The 19,375-nt window shown below is 60.7% G+C and carries 18 protein-coding genes; 9 read left to right on the top strand and 9 right to left on the bottom strand.

Annotated features, from left to right (window positions below; genetic code table 11):
• Positions 1–27: 27 nt before the first annotated feature.
• Genes RCAS_RS00315 through RCAS_RS00305 form a run of 3 tightly spaced genes read right to left on the bottom strand, consistent with a single transcriptional unit; the run spans position 28 to position 2,128 of the window.
• The gene (locus RCAS_RS00315) at positions 28–249 is read right to left on the bottom strand and encodes a hypothetical protein (RefSeq protein ID WP_011997599.1); all 222 of its coding nucleotides are present in this window, start codon (positions 247–249) and stop codon (positions 28–30) included.
• A gap of 37 nt (positions 250–286) precedes the next feature.
• Entirely contained in the window at positions 287–1,354 is a 1,068-nt protein-coding gene (locus RCAS_RS00310) for an SPL family radical SAM protein (RefSeq protein ID WP_011997598.1), read from the bottom strand.
• A gap of 12 nt (positions 1,355–1,366) precedes the next feature.
• The gene (locus RCAS_RS00305) at positions 1,367–2,128 is read right to left on the bottom strand and encodes an inositol monophosphatase family protein (protein ID WP_041330101.1); all 762 of its coding nucleotides are present in this window, start codon (positions 2,126–2,128) and stop codon (positions 1,367–1,369) included.
• Between the two features lie 173 nt (positions 2,129–2,301).
• On the opposite strand from RCAS_RS00305, the gene RCAS_RS00300 reads away from it, so the two are divergent.
• Positions 2,302–2,787 carry a hypothetical protein gene (locus tag RCAS_RS00300; protein ID WP_011997596.1) on the top strand — a complete coding sequence of 162 codons (486 nt, stop codon included), beginning with the start codon at positions 2,302–2,304 and terminating at the stop codon, positions 2,785–2,787.
• A 12-nt stretch (positions 2,788–2,799) separates the two neighbouring features.
• Here RCAS_RS00300 and RCAS_RS00295 read toward each other — a convergent pair whose 3' ends face one another.
• Positions 2,800–3,294 (bottom strand): NYN domain-containing protein, encoded by a 495-nt coding sequence (locus RCAS_RS00295; protein WP_011997595.1) that lies wholly within the window; start codon positions 3,292–3,294, stop codon positions 2,800–2,802.
• Between the two features lie 97 nt (positions 3,295–3,391).
• Between RCAS_RS00295 and RCAS_RS00290 the strand changes: the two genes are divergently transcribed.
• Positions 3,392–4,384, top strand: a complete 993-nt coding sequence (locus tag RCAS_RS00290) for a DUF4097 family beta strand repeat-containing protein (protein WP_011997594.1) — start codon at positions 3,392–3,394, stop codon at positions 4,382–4,384.
• Here RCAS_RS00290 and RCAS_RS00285 read toward each other — a convergent pair whose 3' ends face one another.
• The gene (locus tag RCAS_RS00285) at positions 4,385–5,725 is read right to left on the bottom strand and encodes a golvesin C-terminal-like domain-containing protein (protein WP_011997593.1); all 1,341 of its coding nucleotides are present in this window, start codon (positions 5,723–5,725) and stop codon (positions 4,385–4,387) included.
• Positions 5,726–6,104: 379 nt separating this feature from the next.
• Here RCAS_RS00285 and dusB point away from each other — a divergent pair, with 379 nt between their 5' ends.
• The 3 genes from dusB (at position 6,105) to RCAS_RS00270 (ending at position 10,035) form a co-directional block, all read left to right on the top strand.
• Positions 6,105–7,112, top strand: coding sequence for a tRNA dihydrouridine synthase DusB (gene dusB, locus RCAS_RS00280; RefSeq protein WP_011997591.1), 1,008 nt, complete (start codon positions 6,105–6,107; stop codon positions 7,110–7,112).
• Positions 7,113–7,260: 148 nt separating this feature from the next.
• On the top strand, positions 7,261–8,205 hold the full coding sequence (xerD, locus tag RCAS_RS00275; protein ID WP_011997590.1) for a site-specific tyrosine recombinase XerD: 945 nt from the start codon (positions 7,261–7,263) through the stop codon (positions 8,203–8,205).
• A 237-nt stretch (positions 8,206–8,442) separates the two neighbouring features.
• The gene (locus tag RCAS_RS00270; protein WP_011997589.1) at positions 8,443–10,035 is read left to right on the top strand and encodes a glycine--tRNA ligase; all 1,593 of its coding nucleotides are present in this window, start codon (positions 8,443–8,445) and stop codon (positions 10,033–10,035) included.
• Between the two features lie 142 nt (positions 10,036–10,177).
• On the opposite strand, the gene RCAS_RS00265 is transcribed toward RCAS_RS00270, so the two are convergent.
• The 3 genes from RCAS_RS00265 to yhfZ form a co-directional block, all read right to left on the bottom strand.
• Positions 10,178–11,377 carry an NAD-dependent epimerase/dehydratase family protein gene (locus RCAS_RS00265; protein ID WP_011997588.1) on the bottom strand — a complete coding sequence of 400 codons (1,200 nt, stop codon included), beginning with the start codon at positions 11,375–11,377 and terminating at the stop codon, positions 10,178–10,180.
• Between the two features lie 112 nt (positions 11,378–11,489).
• Positions 11,490–12,503: a tyrosine-type recombinase/integrase gene (locus tag RCAS_RS00260; protein ID WP_011997587.1), complete on the bottom strand. Its 1,014-nt coding sequence runs from the start codon at positions 12,501–12,503 to the stop codon at positions 11,490–11,492.
• 13 nt (positions 12,504–12,516) lie between these two features.
• Positions 12,517–13,476 (bottom strand): GntR family transcriptional regulator YhfZ, encoded by a 960-nt coding sequence (gene yhfZ / locus RCAS_RS00255; protein WP_011997586.1) that lies wholly within the window; start codon positions 13,474–13,476, stop codon positions 12,517–12,519.
• Between the two features lie 351 nt (positions 13,477–13,827).
• Here yhfZ and RCAS_RS00250 point away from each other — a divergent pair, with 351 nt between their 5' ends.
• A complete protein-coding gene (locus RCAS_RS00250; protein WP_232280109.1) occupies positions 13,828–14,685 on the top strand; it encodes a SirB1 family protein in 858 nt (285 codons plus the stop codon).
• 1 nt (position 14,686) lies between these two features.
• On the opposite strand, the gene RCAS_RS00245 is transcribed toward RCAS_RS00250, so the two are convergent.
• On the bottom strand, positions 14,687–16,132 hold the full coding sequence (locus RCAS_RS00245) for an aldehyde dehydrogenase family protein (RefSeq protein WP_157042490.1): 1,446 nt from the start codon (positions 16,130–16,132) through the stop codon (positions 14,687–14,689).
• A gap of 246 nt (positions 16,133–16,378) precedes the next feature.
• Between RCAS_RS00245 and cutA the strand changes: the two genes are divergently transcribed.
• The 3 genes from cutA to RCAS_RS00235 all read left to right on the top strand — a co-directional run bounded on the left by cutA (position 16,379) and on the right by RCAS_RS00235 (position 19,123).
• Entirely contained in the window at positions 16,379–16,702 is a 324-nt protein-coding gene (cutA, locus tag RCAS_RS00240; RefSeq protein ID WP_011997583.1) for a divalent-cation tolerance protein CutA, read from the top strand.
• A gap of 310 nt (positions 16,703–17,012) precedes the next feature.
• Positions 17,013–17,270, top strand: a complete 258-nt coding sequence (locus RCAS_RS26385) for a nitroreductase family protein (RefSeq protein WP_083760250.1) — start codon at positions 17,013–17,015, stop codon at positions 17,268–17,270.
• A gap of 59 nt (positions 17,271–17,329) precedes the next feature.
• Entirely contained in the window at positions 17,330–19,123 is a 1,794-nt protein-coding gene (locus tag RCAS_RS00235) for a peptidoglycan DD-metalloendopeptidase family protein (RefSeq protein WP_011997582.1), read from the top strand.
• The last annotated feature ends 252 nt before the right edge of the window (positions 19,124–19,375 follow it).

Genomic DNA, 19,375 nt, shown 5'->3' with positions numbered 1-19,375 from the left:
GTTCATCGTTGAACGGCGGTCATCTTCTCACGATGTTGCGTCAGGTTCCAATTGCTCGCGCAGATCGGCGGCGCGCGCCGCAAGCACCTGGAAACGGAGCGCAAGGTGCTTATCGCCTGAGTCGCGCGCCGCAGCCATCAAAAACCCGGCGACGTCCTGATCGCGTTTGAGCGCCAGGCGGTCGCCGGCAAGATGATGCTCGGCGATCCGGCGCTCCAGATATTCCAGCACCTGTTCGATGGTCAGCATACACCCCTCCCTCTGGTTGCGCCGCATTGTAGCACAATCAGGACTCTGCCACGCGCGAGCGCGACAAAATGGCGTTGAGCGTATCGTACAATGGGCTGGCGCGCAACTGCGCATCGGTTGCCTGACCGGTGTAGATCAGGTCGGCGAGTTCATATCCCTGGCGTGCCAGGTGCGCGCGTCCCTGAACACTATCACGGAATGCGGTATGCTTCAGGAGCAGCGCAGCTTCGTTCTGCGGACGTAGCCGACCGGCGTAGATCGCGTGAGGAGCGCGCACCGGCAGATTGAGCGCATCGCACCGCTCCAGCAGCGCCTGATCGCGCTCGTTGCGATAGGTCAGGTCGGGCAGCGCACGACCACGGTACAGGTCGCGGTAATAGGAAGGCGGATAGCGGCCAATACGCGCCAGCATATCGTTGACTCGCCCGCGGTGGCGCTCATCTGGAATGAGCAGATAATCCCAGACGACAAAATCAGCGCCAGCGTCGGCAATGGCATTGAGCGTTGTGTGAAGGATCAGGTCGGTATCGTTGACATAGGGCAGCACGGGCATAAGCGCCACGCCGACGGGGATGCCAGCACGTTTAAGGGTTGCGATGGCATCGAGACGCAAGGCAGGGGCTGGCGTGCGATCCTCGATCTTTTCTGCCAGATGCGAATCGGTCGTGAGCAGCGTGAACATGACAATCGCCAGACTGGTCGCATGGATGCGTTCCAGGATTGCAAGGTCTTCTACAACCGTCGGGCTTTTGGTAAGGATCAACACTGGTTGGTTGTGTTCCGCGAATGTGCGTAGAGTCTGGCGTGTGAGGCGATACGTGAGTTCGGCGGGCTGATATGGATCGCTCAACGCGGTGATTCCGACCAGATCGCCGCGGTCCAACCCATCGAGATCGCGCTGAACGCATTCCGGCAGATCGACAGGTACGCGCACGCGCTCGTTGAGCGGACGCTGTTGAACTGCCCATCCGTCGCAGTATGGACAGCCAAACTCGCAGCCGCCGTAGATGGCCATCGTATACGACGATAGAAAGTACTCGTTGATAACGGGGCGTCGTGGTCCGATGGCTGTTCCAGAAATCCGCTCTTCGACGTAGTACGCCATAAGCCGTGTCTGCTATTCGGCAAGCGCCGCGATCAACTCATCGTGGATGCGACCATTGGATGCAACCAGTCGGTCGTTCCAGGGATTCCAGGGCGCTCCACGCCAATCGGACAGGCGCCCGCCGGCTTCCAGCACGAGTAACGCGCCAGCCGCCGTATCCCACGGTTTCAGGCGCAGCTCCCAGTGTGCATCGAGCCGCCCCGCTGCCACATATGCCAGGTCGAGCGCCGCAGAGCCGGCGCGCCGAACCCCCTGCGTGCGCGCCTGGAGGCGGGTGAATTGCCGGGTGTTGTTGTCGGCGGTTGTCGCATAATCGTAGGGGAACCCTGTCGAGACCAGCGATGATGCGAGGGTTGGCGTTGCGGACACGCGCAGGCGCTGCTCGTTGCACCATGCCCCCGCGCCGCGTTCGGCAGAGAAGAGTTCGTTTCGCAACGGATCGAACACCACGCCGAGGAGGAGCGTATCGTTCTCCATCAAAGCGATGGAAATCGAAAAAAAAGGAAACCCGTGCGCATAATTGTTCGTGCCATCGAGTGGATCGATGAGCCAGAGGAAGGGCGACTCCCGCTCCACCCGTCCTCCTTCCTCGGCAAGAATGGCATGATCGGGGAAGGTGCGGCGGATAGCAGCGACGATCAATGCCTCACTGTCCCGGTCTATTTCGGTCACGACTTCGTAGGCGCTCTTCAATTCCATCGTGCGGCGGCGTGCAAGCCCGTCGAGCAGGAGTGCGCCGGCGCATCGTGCGGTTTCAATAGCAAAAGATAGCATGGTCATAGTCGTGTAGAATGTCACGGCAAGAGCGATGGAACAGACAGCATAATCACAGCGTCTATTCCATAGCGCCGGAATTGCTCGAACACCGGCGCGTGAGCGTTATCTTCAGGTCGTATCATAGAACGACCGGCATTGCCGGTTGTTGCCATTGTATCAGGGAGGCAGCAATGCGCAAGTTAATCATCGTCTGGGGTGCGATGGCGGCAATCGTGCTGTCCGCGTGCAGCCGAACTCCCTCAGTCGCGCAGCCGACCGCGCCGGCGACTCAGGAACCGACAAGTACGATTACCGTTATCGAAATGCCTACGGCTCCCGTCCTGTCACCGTATCCGGCGCCGACGGATGGCGCATACCCCGCGCCGGACCAGGTGACGCCCGAACCGACCAGTGAGATCAACGAAGCGACGATGAAGGCGATGAGCGATCTGGCGCGCCAGAAATTGGCGGAAGAATTGGAGATCTCGGTCGATCAGATACAGGTTGTCATGGCTGATCCAACATACTGGAGCGATGCCAGCCTCGGTTGTCCCCAACCTGGTATGACCTACCAGCAGGTCGTCACGCCAGGATATCGGATTACCCTTGTTGTCGGGAATGACCTCTATGTCTATCATACCGATACGGTGCAGACGGTGGTGCGGTGTCAACAGTGACCGTTGCGCCGCCTACGAGAGATGCTCTCCTTCTTTCTCCCCGAACAGGCGCAGCCACTCTTCGACTTCTGAATGATCCGCCTGTTCTGGTTTCTCGGTGTCTACACGCTGCTGACGTCGGGGCGGATTCGCACTCTGGAGCAATGTCTGAGCAAAGGTGCGTGAGTCGACGACCTTGATGCCACGGGTCATAGCCGCCTGCGCTATCCGACGATCGGCAGTGACGACTGTCCACGCGCGCGGACGGTCAATGGCGTTGATGCGCCGGATCAGGTGGGCGTCGGCATCCTGTGGCGAACGCGCAAAGCAACAGGTGACGCCGTAGCCGTCGAGATACTGGGGATGCCCGTAGACGCCGTGATCGAACACCACAATGATCGTGCGCCCGCGTCGCAGCGCTGCATATCGCCTCAGGAGCAACACAAGCTGAGCTTCGTCATCGGCGTCGGACAGATGCATGCCGGGCATCTGTGCGATCAGGTTATGTCCGTCGATCAGCAACGGCATCGGCACGCCTCATCAAGACGTAGTGTGGGACGCAACCTGCGCTTCCTCATGAGCGTCGTAGCAGACAGCGTCGCACTTGTACGACCCGGAGGATGCGATGGATGCGCCAAACCACGAACGGTACACGACCAGAAATCTTTCGTCCTCACCACATGATGCGCCACCGTCGTCGCACCTGCCAACTGAACCGCACTATCAGCGGCGAAACGGCGCCCTGATTGCAGGATGGATATTGCTGACGCTCGGATTGGCGTGGCTCCTGGTTCAATTTGCAGGTGATCTCATATCTCCCGGCAGTCGAACCCTGATCGATCAGATCGTCGGCGGTCGGCGGATCGAGATCGACGCAGGGAATGCCGATGTCACCATTATACGCTGGGATCGCCCTGAGTTTCGCGTTCAGGCGCAGCAGGTTGGGTGGTCGATAGGCGACGTCAATGCCGCAGTGCGCACCAATGGCGACACCGTGCAGGTTGCTCACCAGTCCAGTTGCTGGCTGTTCTGTGGCAGGCTGCGCTATGAGATTACGGCGCCGGCTACGGCAGAGGTGCGTGTGACGACCATCAGCGGCGATGTGCGGATAAAAGCCATCGAAGGCGATACAACGGTCAGCACGACCAGCGGTGATGTCCGTCTCGACGGCATCGGCGGCGCTCTGACGGTCAATACTGTCAGTGGCAAAGTCACCCTGCGTTATGGGCGGGTCTCAAGCGCCAGAGTCGGGACTGCCAGCGGCGACGTCGATCTCGGCGGCATCAACGGCTCGCTTGCGGTAACGACCATCTCCGGCAAGATCAAGGTGCGCGACATCGTGGGAGGTCCGGTACGCCTGCAAACGACGAGCGGGAGAGTCAGCGCCGATGGCGCGCTCTCTAGCAACTTCGACATCACGAGCGTATCTGGCGACGTGAGCGTGAAACTTCCCTCGAAGACCGGCTATCTCCTGGTTCTCAGAACCGTGAGCGGCGACGTTGAGGCGCCAGGCGCGCGCGAGAAAGATGCGCCACGTGAATGGCGCGCGACCATTGGCGATGGCACCTATGCGCTCAATATTGCGACGACGAGCGGCGACATTCGGATCAAGAAATAACTATGGCACAACGATCTGAACATCATCCAGATCGGGCCAGGGCTGTTCTTTGCCGGTCCAATCGCGGGCGCGAGCGCGGAAGGCATAGGCGCCCGGCTCAGAGGGAACGAAGAGCGCTTCCCGATCGGTCGCCCGACTACGCCAATCGATCCATTCGCCGTCGGGGGCGCGACGCACCTGCACATCGAACGACGCAATGCCGCTGACGTCGTCCTGTCCATCCCAGCGCACCAGAATGCCGCCTTCGGGCAGGAGCGTCGCCTCAATCACCGAAGCGTCCGGTGGCGCCTGGTCGTTGCGCGGAACCCACTTAAGCGCATCAAAATGCACCGCGCGACCATCGGCGCCGGTCTGATTGGTCAGCGTCACCGAACTACCGGGTCCCATGTGGAAGACCCCGAGCGAGACCCATCCACCGGATGCTGCGCCCTGATCAATAACCACATCAGACACCGCGCCGCTATGCACCACCGAATACTGCGCCCGGCTCGTCGGTGTTGGACCGCATGTTGGAATGAATGCCATGACCTCGTAGAAGCCTTCTCCTGGGAGATCGGGCGACCAGACGGCGCGGTGCTGAGAGCGCACCGTTGCCTGCGGCGTGTCGTAACTCCAGGCGTGTCCGCCGCCGAATCCGCAGTCGGCGTGTTGCCAGTTTCTTCCATGGGTTGCAGCGTATTCTGAAGTGCCATCATCCACGACAATCGCCTCCGGTTCGACCGCCGCGCGATCAGTCGTTGAGGAGGCATCATCTGATGCAACGAACGGGTCGGCGCCGAGCCACAAAAACGTCACCTCGACCCAATCGCTATCGACCATACCAAGATCATCCCAGAACGCGCCATCGGCAATATCGATGCCGTTCGGTTGACGGATACGGCGCCCAAACTCATCGCGTCCGTTGTTGTACCCCTGCTGGCGCGCGGCTTGCGCCATTGGCAGTCCGACAGGAAGGTCGCCATACTGTCGATTCGGTGACCAGTAATCATCGCGCGTGTTCCACGGACCGACGTCCCACACCGGCAACACGACGCTGCGGTTGCGATAGGTGACGCGCACCTGATACTCCGATCCACCACGGCTCGAAAGCGCGCTCCACGACGGAAGCGCCACGAACCGGTCGCGTGGTTGAATGATGTGCCCATTGGCAGTGCGGCGACCGACGCGCCCCTGGCGCGTGGCGAACACCCGATACGTCGGAGCGATCGGTGAGGTTGCAAAGGGAGAGTCTGAAGAAGGAGACGGAGACGTCTCTTCAGCGTGGGCTTGATCGACAAGCGGAAACGATGCGAAGATAGCGACAAGCGCAGCAACCATCAACAAGCGTTGAGTTGATAACATCCATTCTCCTTACGTTCACACGGCTTGATGCGGCGCATACTGTCGTGTGCAACAGGACGCGAACGGACTGTGCAGGCAATGACCGGCGCAGCGTATGAAGCGCAAACCATAGCGCGAGACGATATCGTGCACGAAAGAGTGTCACATTATATAGGGTGCGATTGTAGCCAGGATTGGAGAATTGTCAAGTTGGTGGTGTTGCCGTCGCACCTTGCGGGCTACAAAAGCGAAGCCCGCCTGCGAGGGCGAGAACGGAATTCATGCGCACAGTTGATCGGCATCGGTCTGAGCGGCGAACTGATGTGACGCGCGGCACGCCGATGAGCATAACTCTGGTATAATTCAAACAAGTGCTACGAAAAAGATAGTGCACAGACGTATGTACGATGACCTTCCGACACAGTATCACATCGGGGCGATAACAATTCAGCCCAACATCGTGCTTGCGCCGATGGTTGGCGTCACCGACAGCATCTTTCGCCGCATGATTCTGAGCCTGGGCGGGTGCGGTCTGGTGTGCAGCGAAATGACCAATGCCTCAGCAGTCAGCCCGCGCGCGCGCAGCCGCCATCGCCAACTCGATTATTTGCCGGAAGAACGCCCGATTGCAATGCAGTTGAGCGGCAGCGAGCCGGACCTGGTTGCGGCGGCTGCGCGCGTCGTCGAAGCGTTGGGCGCAGACATCCTCGATATCAACTGCGGTTGTCCTTCGCCCAAAGTGACGGGCGGCGGGCATGGCTCGGCGCTCCTGCGCGATCTGCCGAAAATGGAACGGTTGCTCAAAGCGGTGTGCGCCGCAGTGCAGATTCCGGTAACACTCAAGTTTCGCGCTGGCTGGGACGACGAGAACCTGAACTATCTGGATACCGCAAAAATGGCGGAGCAGGTCGGTGTTGCGGCGCTGGCGCTGCATCCGCGCACGCGCGCGCAGGGGTACAGTGGCGTCGCCGATTGGCGTCGCGTTGCTGACGTCAAACGCGCTGTGCGCATTCCCGTTATTGGATCGGGTGATGTGCGCGACGCAGCCGATGCACTACGACGCCTGCGCGAGAGTGGCGCCGATGGCGTGATGATCGGACGGGCGGCGATGCACAATCCATGGATCTTTCGTCAAATTGCTCAATTGCGCGCGGGAACGCAGCCGATGGTGGTCACCCCTTCCGACAAGTACGAGTTTTTGATGCACTACTTGGACATGTGCCACGAAGCGTTGCCAGAGCGGCTTGCGCTGAACAAATTGAAACAACTTATCGGGCAGTTTGGTATTGAGTTGCCCGGCGCCGCAGCATTGCGGAGCGCTATCCACCATTCGTCCGGCGTCGCCGAGGCGCGCGATCATCTGGAGCGATTCTTTGCGCAGTATGTTGAAACGGCGGTAATCGGTTGACACGCAGGACGCCCTGCGGTACCATATTCCGACATTGATGGTCCTGCTACACGGTCGTGCGCTGTTTACCGCTGAAGGCAATATCCGAGCAAACGCGCGTCTGGCGCAGTCCGGGCGCCAGGGGGAATGCTGTGCGCTGGAGAGACTCATGAACGAACAGGTCGAAGCGTTTCTGCGCCATCTTGCGGATGAACGCAATCTTTCCGCCAATACGATAGCAGCGTATCGCACGGATCTGGAGCAGTTTTGTGAGTTTCTGCACGGGAGGCGTCTGTTCGCATGGCACGATGTAACGCACGATGATGTGCTCGCGTTTCTGATCGATCTTCGTGAACGTCGATACGCCTCCTCGACTGTGGCGCGCAGAGTCGCTGCGGTGAAGTCGTTCTTTACGTTTCTGACCGGGCGTGGGATTGTGCAGCGCGACCCTACCGAGCGTATCGACTCGCCAAAGGTTGATCGCGATCTGCCGCGCGCTCTGACGCCGCGCCAGGTCGATGAATTGCTGGAATTGCCGTTGCGCTCGCCAACGCCAGAGCGCATCCGCGATAAGGCGATGCTCGAATTGCTCTATGCTACCGGTGTGCGCGTGAGCGAATTGGTGGCATTGAATGTGAACGACGTCGATCTGGAGCGGAACGAAGTGCGTTGCATCGGCAAGAATGGGCGGGTGCGCGTCCTGCCGATCAACGGGTCGGCGGCAACGGCGCTGGAAGAATACTTCGACATCAGTCGCAATCAACTGGCTCGCGGCAGTGGGTCGTCAACCGAAGCGCTGTTCCTCAACCATCGCGGCAAACGCCTGACGCGCCAGGGGTTCTGGTTGATACTCAAGCAGTACGCCGAAGAATTGGGGTTGAGCGATCTGACGCCTCACGTGCTGCGGCATTCGTTTGCCGTGCATATGCTCAATGCCGGTTTTGATCTGCGCGCGGTGCAGGAGTTGCTGGGGCACACATCGATTTCGACCACTCAAATCTATACCCATCTCAATCACGAGTCGTCGCACACACCGCATGCACATCCTGCCCCGCGCGCCAGCGAAGTCAACGGTGTGCGGGACGAGCAGGCGCTCGTGCCAGAAGAAAAGTAAAGAACGCGGCGTGGAACCAGAGGAGTACTCGCGCGCGCTGCGCGCAGCGAGCCGGGGAGGGTGTAAGCCCGGCGGCAGCACGGCGAAGAAGGGCGCTGGGGAGCTGCATCGTCTTCGAGTGACCGCATTGGGCGTCAGCCGCAGAGCGGTAACTGGGGTGGAACCGCGTGTTGCAGTGCAATGCGTCCCCAGGCGACGATGTTCGCCTGGGTTTTTTGTTGAACAGGAGTCGTCAGTATGCCAGCAACAACTCTTGATCAGTTGGTGTCGCTCTGCAAACGGCGTGGCTTTGTGTTTCCCAGTTCGGAAATCTATGGCGGATTGCAGGGCGTTTTCGATTGGGGACCACTCGGCGTTGAACTGAAGAATAATATTATTGCCTCCTGGTGGCGCACGAATGTGTATGAGCGCGATGATATGGAGGGGCTGGACGCCGCGATTCTGATGAATCGCCTGACCTGGCGTTACTCCGGGCACGAAGAGACGTTCAACGATCCGCTGGTCGATTGCCGCGATTGCAAGAGTCGCTGGCGCGCCGATCATATCAAGGGGCGCTGCCCGAACTGTGGATCGACCAATCTGACCGAGCCGCGACCGTTCAACATGATGTTCAAGACGGCCGTCGGTCCGGTGGCGGATGCCGACTCGTTCGCATATCTGCGCCCAGAAACCGCTCAGGGCATTTTCGTGAATTTCGGCAATGTGCTTGCAACCAGCAGTCGTAAACTGCCCTTCGGTATCGCACAGGTCGGCAAGGCGTTCCGCAACGAGATTAACCCGCGCAACTTCCTTTTCCGCGTGCGTGAGTTCGAGCAGATGGAGATCGAGTATTTCGTGATGCCCGGAACCGAGGACGAATGGCATCAGCGCTGGCTGGAAGACCGCCTCGTCTGGTGGGAGAGCATCGGCATTCCCCGCGCACGGATCAGGATCTATGACGTGCCGCCCGACGAACTGGCGCACTACTCGAAACGCACGTTCGATCTGATGTACCATTACCCTACCCTGGGGTATGAGGAAGTCGAGGGGATTGCCAGTCGCACCGACTACGACCTTGGCTCGCACAGCCGTGACCAGGAAACACTCAATCTGACGGCGCGCGCCAACCCGAACCGTGAGAGTACGGCGAGGTTGACATATTACGATCCGGAGAGCAAACGACACGTTGTGCCATTCGTCATCGAGCCATCGGCAGGGGTTGGGCGTTGCTTCCTGGCGGTGCTTGCCGAATCCTACGATGAACAAATGGTCAAGGCGCCGCCGGCTGAACGGATCAGTGCGGTGAGCGATGCGCTCGAAGCGTTCCTCAAATCTGTTGGCAGGAGCGACAAACTGGCGCCTGAAACGCGTGATGCCCTGCTCGAGCGCGGGCACGCGATCCTGGCGGGTATGCCCGAAACGATGCCACAGATCGAGGCGCTTCTGGCAATGCCGGGCGCCGAGCAGGTTGAGTTAGGGAAAAAATTGCGCGGGCAAGCGCAAGGACTGGTCGATGAGCACTTCCGCACTGTGCTGCACCTGAAATCGCACCTGGCGCCGGTCCGCGTCGCGGTCTTCCCGCTCAAACGCAACCATGAGGGCTTGGTCGCCATGGCGCGAGACCTGCGCCGCTCAATCCAGGTCGGTAGTTTCTTTCGCACAGTGTACGACGATACCGGTGCGATTGGCAAACTCTACCGCCGCCAGGACGAAATTGGCACGCCGTACTGCGTCACTGTCGATTTTCAGTCGCTCGGCGATGGGACGGTGACGGTGCGCAACCGTGACACGATGCAACAGATTCGCATTCCTGCGTCTGAAGTTCGCGCATATGTCAGTAATCCGTCGTAGGGGCGCCCGCAGGCGGGAGCGTGGCGGGCAGGCACGGGTGTCCTGTCCTTACGGATGCGGAGTCGATTGGGTGGGGCAGGCACAGGTGTCCTGCCCCTACGCATCGGAGGCAGTCCGGGCGCCCTGCTCATTGTAGGCGCACTTAGGGCTGCTGAATGACCGGTTCCTCGGTTGGCAGAACCGGATTGTGCGTGCGGCGCCAGTTGACGGCGGGCATGATCAATTCGGGCCGCACCCGATCACGGTGATGCATCACCACGCGCATCACCGATTCGAGCAGCGTCTCACTCAGGTAATGTGGCTTTAGCCCCAGATCAAGCAGGCGCGTATTTGCGGCATTGTAGTAATGTTCTTCTTTCTCAACGCGTGGATTGGGCAGGTGGTGAATGGCGACATCGAGACCGAACTCCTGTGCCGCTTCGCGCACCGCTTCGGCGAGACCGGCGACGTTGAACTGCTCGGTGAACTGATTGAACACGCGCAGTTCACCGCGTGGCGCCGGGTTGAGGATGGCAATCTCGACACACGCCAGCGTGTCGCGAATATCGAGGAAGCCGCGCGTCTGCCCGCCTTTTCCATAGACCGTCAGTGGCAGGCCGACGACCGCCTGCACCAGGAAGCGATTGAGCGCCGTTCCGAAAACGCCATCGTAGTCGAAGCGCGTTGCCAGTCGCGGGTCCATGGTTGTTTCTGGCGTTTCCACACCGTAGACGACCCCCTGATTCAGGTCGGTTGCGCGCAATCCCCAAATGCGGCAGGCAAACAGGATGTTGGTGCTATCGTGGACTTTGGTCGCGTGGTACCAGCTGCCGGGTTGTTTGGGGTAGGGGAGGGTATCGGTGCGTCCCTTGTGTGTGATGGTGATGTACCCCTCTTCAATGTCGATATTCGGAGTGCCATACTCTCCCATTGTTCCCAGTTTGACCAGATGGCAATCCGGCGCATGGTCGGCGAGCGCGTAGAGCAGGTTCAGCGTGCCGACGACATTGTTGACGTGGGTGAACACAGCGTGCTGGCGGTCGATCATCGAGTAGGGGGCGCTCCGCTGCTCACCGAAATGGACAACCGCCTCCGGTTGGAAATCGCGGATCACCGGTTCCAGGAACGTGTAATCGCACAGATCGCCAATGAACGGGGTAATGATCTTACCGGTGATCTGACGCCAGACTGCGACGCGCTGTTGCAGCGTTTCAATAGGGGTCAGGCTTTCAGCGCCGAGTTCGTGATCCCAGAGTCGCCGTGAGAAGTTGTCGAGGACAGCCACCTCGTGGCCGCGCTGCGAGAGGTGCAATGCGGTCGGCCAGCCCAGGTAGCCGTCGCCGCCAAGGACGAGAATGCGCATACGGAAAACTCTCCTTAGATTTCGGGTGAGCGGGTGATTTCTCCTGAGTATACCACAGTCGATACACCATCATAACGCATGAGTATCAAGAATGCATTAAGGGCAGGTAAAATCATTCCGATTCCGGATCGGGCGCGAATTGATCGTGCAGTTCTTGCAGCTGTTCATCCGTGTGACGCGCGTAGTACTGCTCGGTAATGCGGGTGTTGGCGTGACCCAAAATCGCCGAAACCTCGGAGAGTTGAGCGCCTTCGTTGAGGAGCCAGGTGGCAACGAAGTGGCGGAAGGTGTGGGGGGTCACGGTCCGCAACGCGCGCGCTTCTCGAATGCGTCCCTCGCATTCGATCTGGTCTGCCACGCGATGAGCGGCGCCGGTCACGATCTCCCACGCTGCGATGCGCCCCAACCGTCCGCCGGCGCCACGTGGACCGTGAGAGATGAAGAGGGCATCGGCGCGCGGAAACGCGGCATGCCGCGCGTGGAGGTAGCGCAGAATTGCCTGTTGTGCGTGCGCACGGAGAAAAACAGCGCGACGGCGCTGTCCCTTGCCGATCACGAAAGCGCGAGGAACAATACGGCCGTTATCGGCGCGCACATCACCGACATTCAGGCTCAACACCTCGGAGATTCGCGCGCCAGTGGAAAAGAGGGTGTGCAACAGTGCAGCGTTGCGCAGCATATTCAGGCGGTTGCGCTCTGCGCGGCTCCCTGGTTCGCCGGCGGGCAATTCACCGTCGTAGAACGTCACCAATCTGCGCAGATCGGGGACATCGGGCGCGCGGCCGGCATAGGCGCGCGGCAGTGCATCGCGCAGGTGCAGGCGTAGCAGCGCCAGATCGCAGCGCAGGTGACCGCGATCGGCAAGGAACTTGCAGATTGCCAGAGCGCCGTGACCATACGTGAGCACCGTGCCATCCGCCATGCCATTGAGCGAATCGATCCATGCACCCAGATCGGAGGCTGCGATGTCGGCAACGACACGCTTCCCTTCGCAGTGCGCCCAGGCTGCAAACGAGCGCCATGCATTACAGTACGTGGCAATTGTGGAGGGCGCCGGCGGTTTGCGGCGTGAGTATTGAGCAGTGGCCCAGGCGTCGGCGGCGCCGGCGATGGTCATTTCCGACATGGCAGGTTTCCATTCAGTAGGAAGGTGTGCGGCGTCGCTCCAGCACCTCGTTCTGGATCAGGTGCAATTCATTCATCTCGATAGCCGCGCCAAGCAACGCAGCAACTGACCGGTTTCCCTTATCAACGACCATCACCGCCGTGCCAAGCGCCACAAGTGCTGGGTAGTCGTTCGCGCTCAATGGGATGATTCGCAGATCGGTGATTTCGGATGGCACGTCCTCACAACTCCAGATAGTTCCATCGATAACGCCGCTCATCACCAGGCGCAGTCCCTCCGCATAATCGATCTCGATAAACTTGACCTCACGTCCACGGCAGGTTGTGTGCACAATGAGCGTGTGATCGGCAGACGATGGATCCACCCCGATCCGCATACCGTCCTGGATGCCGGGTGTAGCCGCATCGCGCAGGATCAGCACATGCTGGGCCATATACGTCTCTGGACCAAGTTCCACGACCACATCGATGTCTGGATATTGCAACGCGGCGTGGCGTGAGAGGAGCGCCCAATCGCATTGCTGGAACGTCAGCGCCCGCACGCGCTGACCGGCGCCGCGAATGAAGCGTAGTTCCAGATCAATCGGCAGGCGGTCGAATTGTGCGCGCACAGCCGTGGCCAGCCCGCTCAGGCGACGCGAATAGATGAGTGGAAGCGCGCCAACCAGCGGACGGCGCATTGCAATCGACCACAAAAGAGGATAATCAATAGCGACGACATATGTGCCGAGCCGTCCCCGCGCTTCGAGATGCACGGCGCCAATGGATGTCAGGTACTGCAACCCGGCCTGCACAGTCCCGACACTGGCATCCAGGCGCGCAGCGTACTCATGAACACGTGTGATCCGCTCGCCTGGCGTTCGTTCGAGCAGCGAGCGCGCCAGAGCGGCAACGATCTGTCCCTGTTTGGAGAAGAGCGGTTCATTATCGGCGTGCGCGGGGAGAAGCCTGTCCAACTGACGGTTACGAGTCATCGAAATAGTCCTTAACAGCAGCGCAGATGTGAATGTAGCACACAGGGTGCTGTTGTGTCAACACTCGTGTTTTCGGAGCAAAGGCAGGCTGTTGCGAGTTCATCTCGTGTTCCAGCCCACGTTTCGCAGCATACCGGCAAGAGCGATTCGGGTGATTTTCTCCGGCAAAGAGGATCGGGCGCCGTTTTGCCGAGGAGGTCCACGTGCATCCTCTCTGATCCTGATGACAGAGCCATTGACATACATCGTACCATAAACCGGTGTGGAATGAGCAGAAGCGTTCGCCACCCAACCCGTTGAGCCAATCTTCCATTCATCAGTCTGATGTGTGGTATCATCTGGACGGTTTCTGTGATCACTCCTGCGCGCGGTATGGTTTCGCCTGCACGCCGTTGTTTTCGCGCCATCGCCCGGTTGCCGGATGACCGGATCAACCTGGCGGAGGCGACGCTCTGTATTGCCTGGGAAGATCAGGGCGATGGCAATCCGCCGGCGTCGTTGCGGATTATTGATGCAATGGCGGAGGCGGCGCGGGAGCGCGTCGCCGGCAGGCGGGATTCGCGCGCCATTGTCGCCGCATTGAACAATTACCTGTTCGAGGAACTTGGATTTCGTGGCAACCACTGGAATTACAGTGATCCGGCGAACAGTTTCCTCGATCAGGTCATTGCCCGGCGCGTCGGTTTGCCTATTCTGCTCTCGGTACTCTATCTGGAAATCGGATGGCGGCTGCGGCTGCCGGTGGTTGGGTTAGCGTTGCCGGGGCATTTTCTGGTGCGCTATATCGACGCCCGTGAGGGTGATCTGTACATTGATCCCTTCAACCGCAGCAGGTTGTGGTCATATGCGGAATGCGAACGGCAGATCGTGTCGTTTGCCGGCGTTGTCGATCCTGCGCTGGTCCGGCAGATTATGGCGCCGCCGTCGCCACGGTCAATCCTGATACGCATTCTGCGCAATCTGAAGAGCGCCTATATTCAGCGCGAACAGTTCGAGCGCGCGCTGGCGGCAGTCGAGCGAATCTTGATCCTGGCGTTCGATGCGGGCGAGTTGCGGGATCGCGGATTGTTGCGCGCCCGCCTTGGCCAGTGGTCGGGGGCGCTGTCCGACCTCGAACGCTATGCGCACCTGGCGCCGCAGGCAAGCGATCTGGAGGCGATCCGGCAGCGAGCGCAGGCGCTGGCGGATGCGCTGGCGCAGTACAACTGACTCACACAACGCCTCCATTCCCGGCGCCGTACTGCACATAAACGGCGCTCGTGTCGCTGAAGAAGTCGATCAGGGAGTCGTGATTGACCGGCATCTGCGGCTCATCGCCGGTAGTTGGCGCATTAATGTGGATCGATTGGGCGTTCATTTCCTCGACGAAGCGCAGCATACGCGCGCCGTCGCGGGTGTAGATTCCGGCGGCGCGCACCGCATGGGATCGGATCGTGTGTGCCAGCGCTTCGGCAAAACTTTCGACGCGCGTCACTGCCAGCACCGGTCCCAGGGCTGGTTCACGGGCGATCCGCATCTCTGGGCGCACCCGATCCACGATTGTTGGGCGCAGGAAGTAGCCATGCGCCAGCGCCTCGTCTTCCGCGCGCGCGCCGCCGCAGAGCACTTCGGCGCCCTCTGCCTCCGCCTGGTGCACCAGATCGAGCGCCTGCTCGATCTGCGCTTCGTCGGTGCATGGTCCTATCCCAACCGCTTCATCGAGACCATTGCCCAGGTTTAGTGCGCAAACGCGGGCGACCAGTTCTTCGAGGAACGCATCCGCCACCGGATGCACAAGAATCACCCGTTTGGTCGCCGTGTACGATTGACCGGCATTGCCGAACGCGCCGGTGAGCACTCCCGCCAGCGCCAGGTCCAGATCGGCATCTTCGAGCACGATCACCGGGTTGACATCCATCTGCTCACTCATGAAGCGCAGCGTGCGCGTCTCCGCCTGCCGCCGCGCGCCGACGACATCGGCATGTGACCCGCCGATCCAGACCGCGCGAACCATCGGATGATCGATCAGAGCAGCGCCTGTCTCATCGGTGGCGCCGTGCACCAGATTGACGACGCCGGATGGCGCGCCGGCGTCGGCAAAGCAGCGCACCAGCCATTCCGCAGTTTCCGGCGTTGCCAGCGCCGGTTTCAGCACGACGGTATTGCCACACACCAACGCCTGCACCAGGCGCTCAAATGGCAGCGCCAGCGGCGACCATTCCGGCGTCAGCAACGCTACGACGCCGAGTGGACGGCGGCGCGTGTAGCCAAGCGCCGGGGCGCGCAGCGGCACGGTGACGCCTTCAGTGGCGAACGCCGCAGCGCCGCAGAACTCCGCGTATGCGATGGCGCGCTGTACCTCGGCACGCGCCTCGGCAAGGGTTTTGCCCTGCTCGCGCACCACCGCGCGCGCGACATTGTCCGCGCGTTCCGCCAGCAAGTGCGCTGCGCGCAGCGCCAGCGCCCCACGTTCGGGCGCCGGCGTCCGGCGCCAGGACCGCAAGGCATGCACCGCCACTTCGATGGCGGCCATCGCCTCGTCATTGAGGGAAAGCGGCGCTTCGCCGATTAAATCGCTGGCGTCGGCGGGGTTGATGTTGGGTGCATGCCGGCGTGCCGGCGATTCCATCCAGGCGCCGCCGATATAGTTGCGGTAGATTTTGATGTCTTTGTGCATAGGTTTCATCTCGTTTGCGGCTCGCGCGATGGTTGCGTCGATGTGGAGCAAAATTGCACTCACGCGAGCAAGATTCGGAGTGTTCGGGCGCGCATCCGGAAGCGACGCAATGCCCTATTGCAGCGCTTGTACGATTATATCTGACTGCATGCTTCTGGTAAAGCGCTCCCCTGCGCGTGTCTCGCGCGCTGTACAATGGAGCCGCAATGCTGGCGGTGATCCTGGAAGAGACGACAGGGAGGCGTGATGAATCTGATTGCCGTGATAACCACTGTGGGAAGTATCGAGGAAGCGCGCACGATGGCAACGGCGCTGGTCGAGCGACGGTTGGCCGCCTGTGCGCAGATTTCGCAGATCGAGAGTGTCTACCGCTGGAAGGGAGAAATTCAGCGCGATCCCGAGTTTCGTGTGCTGTTCAAGACAACGGCTGCGCGCTACCATGAAGTGGAAGAGGCGATCCGTTTGCTGCACTCGTATGAGTTGCCGGCGATCCATGCTTTTGCCATCGAGCATGTGTATGCGCCGTATGGCGCCTGGGTCGAGGAGAATACGAGTCGCACAGCGGGCTAAGGTCCTTGCTGCAATCATGCAAGACGTTCACAGGTCTGCCACGTTCTGATCCCGCGTTGGATCATGACGTATTTGCTGCAATGTGCTATGCCGCCTGGCGTTGAACTATTAGGCGAATCATCCAGAGGTCGCATCCGCGCCTTTATCCGGTATGTGCGGATGCGTCGAACTGGCTCTGCTGTGGTGTGGCTTTGTGCGCTCAGCGCGGGCATTACGCATATGCGCCGGTATGGAACGACCCGGCGCCGCGCGGCAGGCGTGGTAGGGACGCCGAGTGCTTTTTTTCTCTTCATTGGAAGGGGGGCGCGCTATGAAACGCTTGCGCCATGATGTTAGGGTCATCCTGCAACGCCTGCGCTGGCGCTATCAGGAACGCGCTTATCACTATGCGCTGCTCGAAGCCGGACACCTGGCACAGAACCTCTGTCTTGCGGCGCCATTGCTCGGTATGGGGGGTGTGCCGTTGGCCCCTTCCTGGACGACGAGGTCAATGCCATGCTCGGCGTGGATGGTGAACACGAGGCGGCGGTCTCTATGTTGTCGGTGGGGAAACCATGATCGGGTATAATCCTCGCGTGATGCTGAGGGCGAAGATGTACAGTTCCATCAAGCAGGTGCTCTAGTTCCGTGCCTTACCGCCGATTGCTGAATATTCTAATGACGCTGGCGCTGGTTGCCTGTGCTGCGCCATCTCCGCCGCCTGCGCCAACGCCACAGGCGGAAACGTCGCTGACCCGTGTGCCTGATGGCGCCACGACGCCTCAGCCGCTGCTCCCGACCCAAACGATGGCGCCAACGGTGACGCCTGCCCCACCGACACCTGTTCCTGAGCCTGCACTGGCGAATTTCTTCGATGACCGGCGGCTGACCTACGAGCCGGATTTCTACGCGATCCAGATTCAGGCGTTCCTCGATGGTCAGGCTGGTCCGCTCAAAGGGATTATCGTGCCGGTTGGCGACCGCCAACACACTTTTGCTGAGGCGCTGACCGGTCAGGCAGTCTACTACAGCGTCAACCCCAAGATCATTCTGGCGCTGATCGAAGTGCAGAGCAACCTGATCAGCGATCCGCAGCCAACTGCCGATCAGTTCGCCTGGGCGGTCGGTTTTCGTGGCGAGGACGGGCGGCGTCGCGGCTTGCAGGCGCAGGTGCGCTGGGCGGTCAAGGAGTTGCTCTATGCGCGGCGGGATTATCCGCAGCGCGTTGCGCTGACCTTTGCCGACGGCAGCGCAGCGCCGCTGCCAGAAGGCATGTCGCTTGCTGAGTATGCCCTGGCGCGGGTGCTCGCGCCAACGACGGTCCCGCAACGTCTTCCAACGTTGATGGAGCGCTTTCGCGCTACATACACGCGCCTGTTCGACGACCCGCGCATCCCGCCGTCCGACTGGTTCCCGCCATCTCAGCCGTTTCTAACCCGCCCCATCGGTAGTGTCGTTCCGGTGACATCGTTCTTCGACCATGGTGGTCCTTTTCTGATGCGTAACAGCCGGAACGGGGTCGTCACGTACTGGGGGCGAATCGAAACCGATCCGATCTTTGCCTACAATGGTCACGACGGTTGGGACTATGCCGCAGCGCCGCCCGAACGGGCGCTAGCGGCAGCCGATGGGGTCGTTGTATTTGCCGGCAATGCCGATGATGGCTGCGCCACCCGCGCAGTCGCCATCGACCACGAGAATGGCTACCGCACCCTCTACTGGCACCTGCACCGCGTGGATGTCGCCATTGGCGAACGGGTGACGCGCGGCCAACCAATCGGCATAATCGGCAATACCGGGTGCTCAACAGGTCCTCATTTGCATTTTGGCGTCCAGTACCTGGGGCGTAACACCGATCCGTATGGGTGGTGCGGCAGCGAGGATGATCCCTGGCATGTCCATCCGGCTGGCGTTGTGAGCGTCTGGCTCTGGATGGATCGTCCCTCGCCGTGTGCGTCGCCGCCGCCGGGAGGGGTCGCAGCCGACGCCGATCGTCCCGGGTTCTTTACCGATGGTGACGGGTGGAAACGCACTCCTACCGGGCACAACGGCGAGTCGCTGTTTACTGCATCGGTGCGTGGCGCCGGTGGGCGCCCCTGGAAGGTGCGCGCGCTCACCCTCCCGTCGCTGGCGGTCTGGCGAGTAGAATTGCCTGCGGCAGGACGGTACCGCGTGATCGCCTTCATCCCCTATGCCGTCAGTCGATTGGGCGATGCCACCGGCATGCGCTACCTGGTGCAGCACACCGACGGTATGGCAGAGGTCGTCGTCGATGCGGCAACCTACGCGAACGACTGGGTGGACCTTGGAACGTATCAGTTCGAGGAAACCGGCGCTGAAGTGGTGCTGACCAGTGCTGCTGAGGAGGGGATGCTCACTATCTGGGCGGATGTCGTCATGTGGCTTCCGGTTATGCCAGACGAACCCGAACCTCAACGCTGACGATGGCTTCCCTGGCGTCGTGCTGCGCGAAGCGAAGCATCTCGTCCGCTCTTCACGCCGACGCTGCGCTCAGGGCAACGTTCACCAGGCACCTCGCGCTTGCAGTCACCCACAGGAGGGCGCCCCCACCTCTCCGCGCTACGCTCCCGACGGGCGCCTCTGCCTTCCTGCGCTGCTTGCCGTGCGCCGCTCGCCTCTTGCAGGCGCATGGGTTCCTGGCAGGACGAATATCCCTCTAACGCGCCGATTCTG

The organism is Roseiflexus castenholzii DSM 13941 (assembly GCF_000017805.1).
GTDB classification, from domain to species: Bacteria; Chloroflexota; Chloroflexia; order Chloroflexales; family Roseiflexaceae; genus Roseiflexus; species Roseiflexus castenholzii.
The sequence above is the reverse complement of the archived record's forward strand: the minus strand, read 5'-3'. Positions and strand labels throughout refer to the sequence as shown.

Coding starts and splice junctions, on each gene's coding strand:
- RCAS_RS00315 (WP_011997599.1), bottom strand. CDS start 249: ATGCTGACCATCGAACAGGTGCTGGAATATCTGGAGCGCCGGATCGCC.
- RCAS_RS00310 (WP_011997598.1), bottom strand. CDS start 1,354: ATGGCGTACTACGTCGAAGAGCGGATTTCTGGAACAGCCATCGGACCA.
- RCAS_RS00305 (WP_041330101.1), bottom strand. CDS start 2,128: ATGCTATCTTTTGCTATTGAAACCGCACGATGCGCCGGCGCACTCCTG.
- RCAS_RS00300 (WP_011997596.1), top strand. CDS start 2,302: ATGCGCAAGTTAATCATCGTCTGGGGTGCGATGGCGGCAATCGTGCTG.
- RCAS_RS00295 (WP_011997595.1), bottom strand. CDS start 3,294: ATGCCGTTGCTGATCGACGGACATAACCTGATCGCACAGATGCCCGGC.
- RCAS_RS00290 (WP_011997594.1), top strand. CDS start 3,392: ATGGATGCGCCAAACCACGAACGGTACACGACCAGAAATCTTTCGTCC.
- RCAS_RS00285 (WP_011997593.1), bottom strand. CDS start 5,725: ATGTTATCAACTCAACGCTTGTTGATGGTTGCTGCGCTTGTCGCTATC.
- dusB (WP_011997591.1), top strand. CDS start 6,105: ATGTACGATGACCTTCCGACACAGTATCACATCGGGGCGATAACAATT.
- xerD (WP_011997590.1), top strand. CDS start 7,261: ATGAACGAACAGGTCGAAGCGTTTCTGCGCCATCTTGCGGATGAACGC.
- RCAS_RS00270 (WP_011997589.1), top strand. CDS start 8,443: ATGCCAGCAACAACTCTTGATCAGTTGGTGTCGCTCTGCAAACGGCGT.
- RCAS_RS00265 (WP_011997588.1), bottom strand. CDS start 11,377: ATGCGCATTCTCGTCCTTGGCGGCGACGGCTACCTGGGCTGGCCGACC.
- RCAS_RS00260 (WP_011997587.1), bottom strand. CDS start 12,503: ATGTCGGAAATGACCATCGCCGGCGCCGCCGACGCCTGGGCCACTGCT.
- yhfZ (WP_011997586.1), bottom strand. CDS start 13,476: ATGACTCGTAACCGTCAGTTGGACAGGCTTCTCCCCGCGCACGCCGAT.
- RCAS_RS00245 (WP_157042490.1), bottom strand. CDS start 16,132: ATGCACAAAGACATCAAAATCTACCGCAACTATATCGGCGGCGCCTGG.
- cutA (WP_011997583.1), top strand. CDS start 16,379: ATGAATCTGATTGCCGTGATAACCACTGTGGGAAGTATCGAGGAAGCG.
- RCAS_RS26385 (WP_083760250.1), top strand. CDS start 17,013: ATGAAACGCTTGCGCCATGATGTTAGGGTCATCCTGCAACGCCTGCGC.